The 12,149-nt window shown below is 64.3% G+C and carries 9 protein-coding genes; 3 read left to right on the forward strand and 6 right to left on the reverse strand.

The window, feature by feature from the left end; translation table 11 throughout:
• Positions 1 to 39: 39 nt before the first annotated feature.
• Genes AC07UX_RS11160 through AC07UX_RS11170 form a run of 3 tightly spaced genes read right to left on the reverse strand, consistent with a single transcriptional unit; the run spans position 40 to position 5,712 of the window.
• On the reverse strand, positions 40 to 1,407 hold the full coding sequence (locus AC07UX_RS11160; protein WP_495192069.1) for an efflux transporter outer membrane subunit: 1,368 nt from the start codon (positions 1,405 to 1,407) through the stop codon (positions 40 to 42).
• Positions 1,404 to 4,571 (reverse strand): efflux RND transporter permease subunit, encoded by a 3,168-nt coding sequence (locus tag AC07UX_RS11165; RefSeq protein WP_495192070.1) that lies wholly within the window; start codon positions 4,569 to 4,571, stop codon positions 1,404 to 1,406. The genes AC07UX_RS11160 and AC07UX_RS11165 overlap by 4 nt, the downstream gene beginning before the upstream one ends.
• 10 nt (positions 4,572 to 4,581) lie before the next feature.
• Entirely contained in the window at positions 4,582 to 5,712 is a 1,131-nt protein-coding gene (locus AC07UX_RS11170) for an efflux RND transporter periplasmic adaptor subunit (protein ID WP_495192071.1), read from the reverse strand.
• Positions 5,713 to 6,066: 354 nt separating this feature from the next.
• Here AC07UX_RS11170 and AC07UX_RS11175 point away from each other — a divergent pair, with 354 nt between their 5' ends.
• Together AC07UX_RS11175 and AC07UX_RS11180 are read left to right on the forward strand one after the other, a co-directional pair.
• Positions 6,067 to 6,798 carry a response regulator gene (locus AC07UX_RS11175; RefSeq protein WP_495192072.1) on the forward strand — a complete coding sequence of 244 codons (732 nt, stop codon included), beginning with the start codon at positions 6,067 to 6,069 and terminating at the stop codon, positions 6,796 to 6,798.
• On the forward strand, positions 6,795 to 8,162 hold the full coding sequence (locus tag AC07UX_RS11180) for an ATP-binding protein (protein WP_495192073.1): 1,368 nt from the start codon (positions 6,795 to 6,797) through the stop codon (positions 8,160 to 8,162). Before AC07UX_RS11175 ends, AC07UX_RS11180 begins: the two co-directional genes overlap by 4 nt.
• Here the strand turns inward: AC07UX_RS11180 and AC07UX_RS11185 are convergent.
• Genes AC07UX_RS11185 through AC07UX_RS11195 form a run of 3 tightly spaced genes read right to left on the reverse strand, consistent with a single transcriptional unit; the run spans position 8,159 to position 10,289 of the window.
• Positions 8,159 to 8,479: a DUF3325 family protein gene (locus AC07UX_RS11185; protein ID WP_495192074.1), complete on the reverse strand. Its 321-nt coding sequence runs from the start codon at positions 8,477 to 8,479 to the stop codon at positions 8,159 to 8,161. The genes AC07UX_RS11180 and AC07UX_RS11185 overlap by 4 nt on opposite strands.
• Positions 8,476 to 9,984 carry a PepSY-associated TM helix domain-containing protein gene (locus tag AC07UX_RS11190; protein ID WP_495192075.1) on the reverse strand — a complete coding sequence of 503 codons (1,509 nt, stop codon included), beginning with the start codon at positions 9,982 to 9,984 and terminating at the stop codon, positions 8,476 to 8,478. The genes AC07UX_RS11185 and AC07UX_RS11190 overlap by 4 nt, the downstream gene beginning before the upstream one ends.
• Entirely contained in the window at positions 9,981 to 10,289 is a 309-nt protein-coding gene (locus AC07UX_RS11195) for a ketohydroxyglutarate aldolase (protein ID WP_495192076.1), read from the reverse strand. Before AC07UX_RS11195 ends, AC07UX_RS11190 begins: the two co-directional genes overlap by 4 nt.
• A 371-nt stretch (positions 10,290 to 10,660) precedes the next feature.
• On the opposite strand from AC07UX_RS11195, the gene AC07UX_RS11200 reads away from it, so the two are divergent.
• Positions 10,661 to 12,139, forward strand: a complete 1,479-nt coding sequence (locus AC07UX_RS11200; protein ID WP_495192077.1) for a carboxylesterase/lipase family protein — start codon at positions 10,661 to 10,663, stop codon at positions 12,137 to 12,139.
• Positions 12,140 to 12,149 lie beyond the last annotated feature (10 nt).

Below are 12,149 nucleotides of genomic sequence, written 5' to 3' on the forward strand. Positions count from 1 at the left end.
CGCGGCGCCGCGAAAGAGGGAGAGAAATGTCGTAAATGCTTACTGATCGGCGCCGATCACCCGATAGAGCAGCACCCGATTGCTCACCAGCGCCAGATCCGTGGCGATGGCCGATTGCCGGGCGCTATAAAGCGAACGCTGACTGGTGAGTGCGGCCAGGAACGTGTCGATACCCGAACGATAGCGTTGATCGGCCAAAGCGTAAGCGCGTTGGCTGGCCGTTACCAGTCGGCGCTGCGCCGCCTGCTGGGCGTCGATGGTGCCGGCCCGCGCGAGGCCATCGGCGACTTCCTGAAATGCGGTCTGCACCGCCTTTTCATATTGGGCGACATAAAGGTCGCGCTGCGCCTTGCTATATTCCAGATTGCCGCGATTGGCGCCGCCGAAGATGGGCAGGCTGGCCGACGGGCTGGCCGACCAGGCAAATCCGCTACCGGTGAAGAGCGAGGACAGCGCCGAACTGGCCACCCCGATCGCCGACGTCAGGCTGATGGTCGGGAACATCGCGGCGCGCGCAGCGCCGATATCGGCGTTGGCCGCCTTCAACTGATGTTCGGCCTGCAACACGTCCGGCCGTTGCAGCAGAACGTCGGAAGTCAAGCCCGCCGGTACCTTCGCCACGCCCGCCATCAGGCTGTCGAGCGACTGGGGCAGCAATGCGTCCTCGACCGGCGCGCCGACCAGCAGGTCGAGCGCGTTGCGGTCCTGTGCGACCTGCGTGACATTCGCGGCGACATCCGACGCGGCCTGTTCCACCGTGGTTTCGGCCTGATAGACGTCCAGCTTTCCAGCCAGGCCAGCGACGTTGAGCGAGCGGGTGAGATCCAGCGTGCGCTGGGCGCTCGCCTGTGTCTCGCGCGACAGGGCCAGCAATTCCTGATCCGCCGCCAATGTCGCATAGGCAGTCGCGGTTTCGGCAATCAGGGCTATGCGCGTGGATCGCGCGCCTTCCTCGGTCGCCAGATAGGTTTCCAGCGCCGACTGCGTGAGGTTCCGCACCCGGCCGAACAGGTCAATCTCGAACGCGCTAAAGCCAAGATCGGCGCTGTAGCTGTTTTGACGATTGTCATTCTGGCGAGCGAAGCTGGCGGCGGCGTCAGCGGTAAGGGTCGGCAACTGGGCGGCCCGCTGCACCTTATACAGCGCTCGCGCCGACTGGACATTGGCGATCGCGGCACGCAGGTCGCGATTATTGGCCAGTGCCCGTTCTATGACTGTGTGCAGCCGCGTGTCGATGACCAGTTGCGTCCAGGGCAAACCCGCTTTTTCGGCGGTCTGCACCGGGGCATAGGCTGCTCCGCTCGGCAGCGCCGCCGGCACTGGCATCGCCGGACGGACATAGGTCGGCGCCATATTGCAACCGGCCAGCGCCAGCAGCGACGCGGCGGAAAGAAATGCGCGCATCATGCCGGAACTCCTGAGTCGGGCGCCGGGGCGGACGGCTTGGGGCCGGTGTCCCTATGCTGGGTCTTGTCGCTGCCGAACAGGCGGGCGATGGTGAGGAAGAAGAGCGGCACATAGAAGATCGCCAGCACCGTAGCCGTCGTCATGCCACCGATCACCGCCGTACCGATCGCGACGCGGCTCTGTGCGCCCGCACCGGTGGCGATCGCCAGCGGTATCACGCCGGCGATGAAGGCCAGCGACGTCATCAGGATCGGGCGGAAGCGCAGCCGTGCCGCCTCCAGCGCGGATGTCCATGCATCCTTGCCTTGCTTGTGCGCCAATTCGGCAAACTCGACGATCAGGATGGCGTTCTTCGCGGCCAGACCCATGGTGGTGAGCAGGCCGACCTGGAAGAAGATATTATTCTCCAGTCCCCGCGCCCAGACCGCAAGCACCGCACCGATCAGACCGAGCGGAATGACCAGCAGTACCGCCAGCGGGATCGACCAGCTTTCATAGAGGGCGGCGAGGCATAGGAACACGACCAACACCGACAGGCCGTAGAGAAGCGGTGCCTGGCCGCCGGATAGCTGCTCCTGATAGGACAGGCCGCTCCAGGCGTAGCTGGTGCCGGCGGGCAGTTGCTTTTGCAATTCGACCATGCGGTCCATAGCGTCGCCGGAACTGGCGCCGGTACCAGCCTGCCCTTGAATCTCGAAGGACGACAGGCCGTTGAAACGGGACACCGTGCTTGGCCCCATGGTCCAGTGGGTGGTCGCAAAGGCGGAAAAGGGCACCATTTCGCCGGTGCTGGTCGATCGCACCATCCAGTTGTCGATATCGGTCGGCAGCGCCCGATAGGGCGCATCGGCCTGCATATAGACCCGCTTCACGCGGCCACGATCCACGAAATCGTTGACATAGGTGCTGCCCCAGGCGGAACTCAGCACATCGTCCACATTGGCCTGGGTCAGGCCCAAGACAGCCAGTTTCTCATTGTCGATATCGACCTTGAGCTGCGGCGTATCCTCCAGAGAAGCTGCGCGCACGCCAGCCAGCAACGGGTCTTTCGACGCCGCCTCGATCAGCTGGTTGCGCAGTTCCAGGAAGCGCGCGCGGCTCAGGCTGCCATTGTTGAGCAGTTCAAAGGTAAAGCCGTTCGATTGGCCAAGGCCGCGGATGGCCGGCGGCGTCATGCCCAGCACCTTGGCATCGCGAATCGCGGCCAATTGCTTGGTCGCGCGACCGGAGATCGCAGTCGCGGTATTCGCCGCACCCTTGCGATCGTCCCATGGCGACAGGTTGATGAAGCCTTGGCCCACATTTTCACCCTGTCCCTGGAAGCTGAAGCCGGTCATGATGAAGGCGAAGGCGACATTGTCCTTCTCGTCATTCAGGAAATAATTCTGTACCTGGTCGATGACGGCCGCGGTGCGGCTGGACTTGGCACCAGCGGGCAGGGTGACCTGCACCATGACCTGCCCCTGATCCTCGACCGGCAGGAAGCTGGACGGCAGGCGCACGAATACCAGCACCAAAAGCGCCAATATCAGGACATAGACGCCCCAGAAAAGCTTTCGGCGGCCCATCACCTGCTCGGTACGTCGAACATAGCCGTTCGTCATCCGATCGAACCAGCGATTGAACTTGCCGGCCCAGCCCTTGTCGCGATGCTCCTCGCTCGTGGACTTGAGCAGGGTGGCGCAAAGCGCAGGCGACAGGATCAACGCGACGACCACCGACAAAAGCATGGACGATACGATGGTGATGGAGAATTGGCGGTAGATGACACCGGTCGAGCCGCCGAAAAAGGCCATGGGCAGGAGCACCGCCGACAGGACCAGGGCGATGCCGACCAGCGCGCTGCCAATCTCCTCCATCGACTTGATCGTCGCTTCACGGGGGGAAATTCCTTCCTCATCCATGATGCGCTCGACATTTTCGACCACGACGATCGCGTCGTCGACCAGCAGGCCGATGGACAGGACCATGCCGAACAGGGTCAGCGTGTTGATCGAATAGCCGAACAGGGCGAGGATGCCGAATGTGCCAAGCAACACTACCGGCACGGCAATGGCGGGTACCAGGGTCGCGCGCCAGCTTTGCAGGAAGACGAACATCACCACCACGACCAGCGCGACAGCTTCTAGCAGGGTCTTGATGACCTCCTCGACCGACAGCTTGATGAAGGGGGTGGTGTCGCGCGGATAGACGACCTTGTAGCCATGGGGCAGGCTGGACGAGAGTTCGGCAACCTTGGCCTTGACCAGTTCGGCGGTCTTGAGCGCGTCGGCGCCCGGCGCCAGCTGCAACGCGATGCCTGACGCCGGATGGCCGTTCAGCCGCGCTGCGGTCGTGTAACTTTCATTGCCCAGCTCAACCCGCGCCACATCGGACAGGTGGACGATCGACCCGTCGGTCTGGGTCTTGACGATGATATTGCGGAATTGCTCCGGCGTCTGGAGGCGCGCGCGCGCCGTCACCGTCGCGTTGATCTGCTGACCGGCGGGCGCGGGATCGGCGCCGATCTGGCCGGCGGACACTTCGACATTCTGCGCCGAAATCGCGCTCTGCACGTCGGACGGCATCAGCTTGACGGCGGCCAGCTTATAGGGGTCCAGCCACACCCGCATCGCATATTGCGATCCGAAGATCTGGGTCGCGCCGATGCCGTCGATACGGGCGATCGGGTCCTGGAAATTATTGACCAGATAGTCGGCGATATCGGCCTGCGTCGCCGTGTCGGTCTCGTCATATAGGCCGACCAGCATCAGAAAGTCGGTCTGCTGCTTGGTGACGGACAGCCCCTGTTGCTGCACGGCATTGGGCAGACGGCTCAACGCCTGCTGCACCCTGTTCTGCACCTGCACCTGAGCGGTGTCGGGATCAGTGCCCTTCTGGAAGGTGACGGTGATGCGCGCCTGCCCCGTCGCAGTGGACGAGGAGGAGAAATACATCAGGCCATCAATGCCGGTCAGTTGCTGTTCCAGCACCTGCGTGACGCTGGTTTCGACGGTTTCGGCCGACGCGCCGGGATAGGTGGCGCTGATGCCGACGCCGGGCGGGGCGATATCGGGATATTGGGCGATCGGCAGCGATAGCATCGCCCCCAGGCCCGCCAGCATGATGCCGATGGCGATGACCCAGGCGAAGATCGGACGTTCGATGAAATAGCGGCTCAACAAGGGACGGCTCCTACTTCGTCGATTTGACGGCGACGGGCTTGACGACGGCGTCGGGCTGCACCTTGTCGGTGCCCTCCACGATCAGCCGGTCGCCGGCCTTGAGGCCTGCCGTGATCAGCCATTTGTCGCCGATCGCCTGAGCGGCGGTCACGATGCGGCGTTCGACCTTGTTCGCCTTGTTCACGACGAGCGCGGTGGCATTGCCCTTGGGATCGCGGCTGATCCCCTGTTGCGGGGCCAGGATGGCGCCGGGCACTACCGACTGCGGCGCGACGACGCGCACGAACATGCCCGGCATCAGCATCCCGTCAGGGTTCGGAAAGCGAGCACGCAAAGTGACCGTACCGCTGTTCACGTCCACGATCGGCTCGGCAAACTCGATCCGGCCTTCCTGCGGATAATCGCTGCCATCGTCCAGTTTTAGCCGGATGGTCGCGCTGGCGGGTAAAGTCTTGCCCGCCGCCAGCGACCGGCGCAGCGCCAATATCTGCGAACTGGACTGGGTCACATCGACATAGATGGGGTCGAGTTGCTGGATCGTTGTCAGCGGATCGGTCTGGCTGGTCGTCACCAGCGCGCCGGGGGTGAAGAGCGTGCGACCGATGCGGCCGCTGATCGGCGCGCGGACCAGGGTGAAATCCAGATTGACGTTGTTCGTCTGAAGGCTGGCGCGCGCCTGCTGCACCGCCGCCTGTGCCTGCCGCGCGGTCGCGATCACATCGTCGCGATCCTGCGCGCTGACCGCTTCGGTGTCGCCCAGGGTGCGGTAACGCTGCGCCTTGGCCTGCGCCGCTGCCGCCGTTGCCTGCGCGCTCGCCAGACTGGCCTGCGCTTCGTCCCGCGATGCGCGATAGAGACGCGCGTCGATTTGATAGAGCGGCTGGCCGGCGGTCACCATCGCACCTTCGGTGAAGAAGCGCTTCTGGATGAGACCCGCCACCTGCGGGCGCACTTCCGACATCATCGTCGATACGGTGCGACCGGGCAGTTCGCTGGACACCGTGGTATTTTGTGCGGTCAGGGTCACGACGCCCACCTCCACCGGTCCTTTTTCCGGCGGCTTCTGCTGCCCACATGCCGCAAGGCTCAGGGCCAGGGCGATCGGTGCGACCCGAAGATTGTGCAGGGTGGCAATAGGCATGGTGTGACGCTTTTTCCTCGACGACGGGCCATATCGGCCCCTGCGATGCCCGCCAGTGCAGCGGTGGAACCGGCCCGGACGCACGAGGGGGAGGGGAACGTGCATGATCGGTCGGTCCGCTGCGCCGGTTCCCCGACCATCGTGGCAGGGATAGGCATCGCAAGGACTCTCTTGTGTCGGCGGGGGGAGCCGACAGCGCCCTCATCGCGGCTTAGCCCGTCTCGTGGTAGAGCGACTTATTTTCCGATTGCCACGATGGGTTGCACCGCCCCTTATCTGCGTAACGCTTTGTATCAGCCTGTATCAGGGGCGAAGAGGCGCAGACTTTTAACGGATCGCGCGCTACGAAAGGGCATGGCCGATGCACCATCCTCCTGTCCTGCCACCGTGCTCGTGGTCGATGACGATGCCGATATTCGCGATCTGATCGTGGGCCAGTTGCGGCAGGAAAATTATCGGTTGCTGGCCGCTGCGAACCTTGCCGAACTGCGCCGGACGCTGCGCGAAGAGGATATCGACCTGATCGTCCTGGACCTCAACCTGCCCGATGGCGACGGCCTTTCGCTATGTCGCGAATTGCGGGCGGATGGGTCGGACGTACAGATCATCATGGTGACGGCACGGGGCAGCGCGATCGACCGTGTATTGGGGCTGGAACTGGGTGCCGACGATTATCTGACCAAGCCGTTCGAGCCGCGCGAATTGCTGGTCCGCATCCGCAACCTGCTGCGCCGGGCGCGGACCGGGCCAGCCAACCGCCCCGCCACGACCATGCGCTACGCCCATATCGGTCCGTGGCGGGTCGATATGGTGCAACGGCGACTGGTGGCGCCCGATGACCGGCTGGTGATGCTGTCTTCGGCCGAGTTCCGCTTGCTCAGCCGCTTCATCGACGAACCCAATATCGTGCTGGACCGCGAAACGCTGCTCCCCGAACGCCGCGCTACCGCCGCCTTCGACCGGTCGATCGACCTTCAGATCAGCCGATTGCGACACAAGCTGGCGACACTGCCTGGTGGCGAAGACCTGATCCTGACGGTGCGGGGTGAAGGCTATGTTCTGGCCTGCACGGTGGAGCATTCATGATCCGTCCGGCGATCGGGCGCGCCCGCAACTTCTTCCGGTCGATGGCGGGGCAGATTTTCCTGATCCTGACGCTGGGCATGTCGGTCGCGGCGATCGTGGCCCTGCTGGTGGCGGAACAGACCCGCCATCATGATTTCGAACGCCTCCGTCGTCAGCGCGTGTTGGCCAGCGCGCTGGATGTCGCAGAGCGTTTTCGCCGTGATCCGCGGCGGATCGAGACGATGATGGCGACCCACAATATCATCGGCGCCTTCCCTGCACCCGAAGGCATCAGCCTGAACGAGCAGGATTCGGACCTTGAATCCCTGCTACAAGCGCGCCTCGGGCCACAATCCCGGCCCGAAGCGGGGCAGGTGCCGATCGGCCTTTGTTATCCCGATCGCTACAAGACGAAGGAGTTGCTCGCCGGGCTGGTCGATGCGCCGCGTCCGGATTGCTGGGTGGTCCGCTATACCGACGGGATCGGGCAACGCCGGGCCATCGCCCTCAACTTCCCGCGCATGGAAAAACCGCCCAGCACCGTCTTCAATCCACTTTACCTGATCGTCATCATCGCGTCTTCGGCGGGGCTGGCCATATTGGTGGCTCGCATCGTGTCGAAACCGCTGCGCCGTTTGGAGCAGGCAGCAGAGGCCTTCTCGGTATCGCTCGATCCGGAGGAAATTCCCGAAAAGGGGCCAGAAGAGGTGCGCGCCGCCCTTTCCACCTTCAACCTGATGCAGCGGCGTGCGCGGGCCGGCTTTGCTGAACGGACCCAATTGCTGGCGGCGATCAGCCATGATCTCCAAACTCCGCTCACCCGGCTGCGGCTGCGGCTGGAACTGGTGGAGAATGAGGAATTGCGCGCGCGCCTGCTGGCCGACCATCAGGCGATGCAGACGCTGGTGCGCGAAGGGCTGGACCTTGCCAGCAGCATAGAGGCGCGGGAGGAATGGTCTTCGATCGATATCGATTCCCTGCTGTCCAGCATGGCCGAGGATGCACAGGAACTGGGTTCGCCGGTCCGCGCAGTGACAGGGTGCGGTGGTACGGTGCGGGTCAAGCCCAACGCCCTGACCCGCTGTATCGCCAACCTGGTCGATAATGCCGTCAAATATGGCGGCAATGCGGAAATCAGTTGCACGCGCGCTGGCGGTCGCGTGATGATCCATGTGCGCGATCATGGCCCTGGCATTCCCACCGACCAGCTGGACCAGATGTTCGAGCCTTTCACGCGCGGCCCCAGCAGTCAGCCGGGCGGCCGGCATGGTACCGGTATCGGCCTCACCATCTGCCGATCGCTGGCGATGAGTTTCGAAGCTTCGGTGCGATTGCGCAATGCGGACGATGGCGGCCTGATCGCCACCATCGACATGAAGGATTAGGCGAGCAATCCCGCGACCAGAAGGATCGCCGCGACCGGGACACCCGCGCGCGGCACTGCGGGGCGATAGGTCATGCCCAGCACGACCGATCCGGCCAGCAGCGGCAGCAGCCCGGTCCAGGCCACCAGTGCCATGCCGATATCCGCCCACAGCCACAGGCTGAGCAAGGAGAGGCCAAACAGCGTCCAGCCAGCCAGTTCCAGATGGGATATGAAGCGCCGCTTTTGCCAGGATCCCAGCAGCACGGGCCGATGTCGCTGCATCCGGGCAGCCAGCGCGAACAGCGAAAGATACAGCAGGCCGATGGTCGTCATCATGCCGGCACCGCCCGCCGGCGGGCTGAGGCAGGAGCGCTGCGGCGCCCCACTTGTCTCCACACCAGCAAGCTCAGCGCTATAGCGATCGCAAGCAACATCGCATTGCCAGTCGCCAGCACGACGTCGCCGGCCCAGATCGGCCCCAGCAAGGCGGCCAGCGCACAGAGCAGCGCGAGCAGGCCCAGCAACAATGGCCAGCCCAGCGCCGGGGGCAGGACTAGCCCCAAAAGCAGGGCAGCGCCTGCGCTCCACAATGCGACGGACACTTCCGCTTCGGCCCGCGCCGTCAGTCCCAACGGCAGCAGGCGATTGGCGATGAGGAAACCCGCCATGCCGACGGGTACGCCGGCAAGTCCGCCGACGTTCAACCGCTCTAGCAGCCGGTTGCCGATCGACAGCGGCGCCCGCTCGCGCCGCTTGACGATCCACAGCAGCATCCCGCTCGCAATCGCCAGCGTCAGCATCGCGCCGCCCAGGAAATAAAGCCACCGGGTCAGGAGTGGCGCGAAATGCGCCATGTGCAGCCCGTAAATGGTCTGATAGGCGCGGATCGCCGGGCGCCGCTCCGTCCAGGCCTTCAACACGTCACCGGTTGCGCCGTTAAAGCTGATCTCTGCCGGCAAATAGCCGATCGACGCAGTTTCGACGGGATAGACGGTGACCACCGCGCCCGCGTCACCCGGATTGAATATATAGACCCTTCCCACCGGCGCGCCTGCGAAATGACGCTGCGCCTGCACCAGCATCGGTTCGATCGGCGCCAGCGGTGCCTTTGATCCCGTCGGCGCCTTCGTCACGGCACCGGGGGTCAAGTCGCTGTACAGCGCCATCAGATCCTTGCCATAGGCCGCCGTCATGCCCCAGGGCATGTTGAGCGATGCCAGCGTGAGCAGGCCGGTGAAGGTAATCATGATATGGAAGGGCAGGGACAGGACGCCCAGCGCATTATGCCCGTCCAGCCAGGATCGTTGTCCCTTGGCGGGTCGGAAGGTGAAAATGTCCTTGAAGATGCGCTTGTGTGCGATGATGCCGGTAATGATAGCCACCAGCATTAGCATGGCCGCAAGCGACGCAAGCAGCCGACCCCAGGGGTAGGGCAGTTCCAGTTCGAAATGCAGGCGATAGAAAAATTCACCGCCCAGCGTGTCACGCGCGACCGGCGCGCCGTTCAGTGGTTCGAGCGCGCGGCTGAAATAGGCGCCGCCGCTGTCATAGGTGGCCTCCACCACGTTCGACCGCCCATCGGGAGCGGACAGATACCAGCCGGTCGATCCGGTCGTGTTCGCCGACAGCCATTGGGTTGCGGCGGTGATTGCCCGGACCGGATCGGCCTGCCCGCTGACCTCCGGCCGCATCCATCGGCTGATTTCCGGCTTGAAGACGCTGAGCGTGCCGGCGAGGCACATGATGAAGAGGATATGGCCAAGCAGCAGTCCGGTCCAGCCATGCAGCCAGGCCATCGCCTGCCGCGCGCCGTCGCGCACCATGGCGCTCGCCCCGCTCATGCTGGTTGCCCTGCAATCCAGCCGATGCCGCCGAGCAACAGCGCCGCGATCCCCACGCCGGCCAGCGCGCGGAACGGCCCACGCGCCAGAAAGGCCCAGATGGTGACGGCAGGCGCGATCAGATAGGCAATCAGGGTCGCGATCGTCACCGCTTCCACACGCGCCATCGGCAGGGTGCGGGCCAGCGCCGCCGCCGCCAGTGCCGCCACGCCATAGGCGCCGACCGTCCCGGCCAGAATGCGCAGCGCGACATTGCCGCGATAACGCCAGCCGCTGCGGCGGGGACGGGCGGCCGTCTTGCTCAACCCGACAGGGTCCGAAATGGGGCCAAAAAGGATCGGACAGAAGCGGGCATCATCGCGATTTCCATGGGTGCTTCGCCCCGGTACCCGAGCAATCCGATGCAAGTCAATTGCATTAGCGAATACTATACCAGTCTCTGCGCATCATCCGCTCGGCAGTGCGGTCGTGCGCTCCGGCAAAGCCATTCTTGTCCCCTGCGCATTCTTTTCACTCTAGAGCGTTTTCTAAGCAGGTGGAATCACCTGCTGACCCGGAAAACGCGGTAAGCCAAAAACTTAGAGCAGCCGTGCCGATGCAATCGGATCGGAACCTGCTCTAAAATGTCGGAAAATTCGGCCGTCCGAGAGGGCCGAAGGTGACAAGGAGTGGATGGATGGAGATGATCGTGCCCACGCGGGCTGGGCTGGTGCGTGGCGCCGTCCATAATGGCGTCGCCCGTTATCTTGGCATCCCCTACGCGGCGCCTCCGATCGGCGATCGGCGCTTTGCCCTGCCCCAACCGGTGCCATCTTGGAATGGCGTGCGCGACGCATTGGAGCTGGGGCCCAATGCCCCGCAGCGGGTGCGCGCCGTACCGGGCATAGATGTCGAGGCGCTGGTGGGCAGCGGCTGGCGCCAGGGCGACGATTATCTGACGCTCAACATCTGGAAGCCTGCCGGCGATGCCACGGGCCTGCCGGTCATGGTCTTCATCCATGGCGGCGGCTTCGTGGTGGGGAGCAAGGATGCGCCGGTGCAGGATGGCAGCGCCTTTGCCCGCGACGGCGTGCTGCTGGTGGCGATCAATTATCGTCTTGGCGTAGAGGGCTTTCTGCCCATTCCCGGCATTCCCACCAACCTTGGCCTGCGCGACCAGATTTTCGCTTTGCGCTGGGTCCAGGATAATATCGCGGCCTTCGGCGGCGATCCCGCCAATGTTACGGTCTTCGGCGAGTCCGCCGGGGCAATGTCGGTCGCCAACCTCATCACCTCGCCGCTCGCCAAGGGGCTGTTCCGCCGCGCCATCGTACAAAGCGGCCATGGCGCGATGACGCGCGATATCGGCGTGGCGCAGCGGCTGGTGAAGGCGCTGGCGAAGCGGCTCGGGATCACGCCCGATGCCGACGGCTTCCGATCGTTCGCGCCAGGCGACATGCTGGACGCAATCGAGAAGGTCAGCCAGCCGACGGCGCGCATCGACCTGCGCGACGCGGACGGCCGCGAGCCGGTGTTCGGCATCAGCCGCTTCGTGCCCGTCCATGGCGACGACGTCCTGCCGCACCAGCCGCTATCTGCGTTGAAGGTGGGCGTGGGCGCGGAGGTCGATCTGTTGATCGGCACCAATGCGCAGGAGATGAACCTCTATTTCGTTCCCACAGGCGTGCGGGAAAAGATCGGCCGACTGCTCGCGACCTGGTTCGTGCACAAGCATCAGCCCAAAGCGCGCAAGCTGCTCAAAGCCTATGGCATGGGAGCAAAAAGCGTGAAGCCCGGCCATGCCTTTACCGACGCGATGCACGATCTCGTCTTCCGCTGGCCCGCCCGCCGCTTTGCCGAGGAGCATCGCGGGCGCACGCACATGTATGAATTCGAATGGCGCTCGCCGCTCTTCGGCGGGCTGGGCGCGGCCCATGCGATGGAACTGCCCTTCGTCTTCGATACGCTCGCCAGCGTCACCGGGCCGGAGGGGATTTGTGGGGAGGCGCCGCCGCAGGCACTGGCCGACCGCGTGCATCGTATCTGGGTCGATTTCGCCACCGATGGCGGCCTGCCCTGGGCGTCGTTCAACCGTGACGAACGGCTGATCTATCACCTCGCGGCAGGGGAAACGGTGCATGAACCGTCCATGCCCGCCGCGCCCTATCTGCCCTGAAGGACAAGGC

It is taken from the genome of Sphingobium sp. GW821-FHT02B05 (assembly GCF_059421905.1).

Excerpts from the sequence above, each read along its gene's own strand:
- AC07UX_RS11160 (WP_495192069.1), bottom strand. The coding sequence starts at position 1,407 with ATGATGCGCGCATTTCTTTCCGCCGCGTCGCTGCTGGCGCTGGCCGGT.
- AC07UX_RS11170 (WP_495192071.1), bottom strand. The coding sequence starts at position 5,712 with ATGCCTATTGCCACCCTGCACAATCTTCGGGTCGCACCGATCGCCCTG.
- AC07UX_RS11175 (WP_495192072.1), top strand. The coding sequence starts at position 6,067 with ATGGCCGATGCACCATCCTCCTGTCCTGCCACCGTGCTCGTGGTCGAT.
- AC07UX_RS11180 (WP_495192073.1), top strand. The coding sequence starts at position 6,795 with ATGATCCGTCCGGCGATCGGGCGCGCCCGCAACTTCTTCCGGTCGATG.
- AC07UX_RS11185 (WP_495192074.1), bottom strand. The coding sequence starts at position 8,479 with ATGATGACGACCATCGGCCTGCTGTATCTTTCGCTGTTCGCGCTGGCT.
- AC07UX_RS11190 (WP_495192075.1), bottom strand. The coding sequence starts at position 9,984 with ATGAGCGGGGCGAGCGCCATGGTGCGCGACGGCGCGCGGCAGGCGATG.
- AC07UX_RS11200 (WP_495192077.1), top strand. The coding sequence starts at position 10,661 with ATGGAGATGATCGTGCCCACGCGGGCTGGGCTGGTGCGTGGCGCCGTC.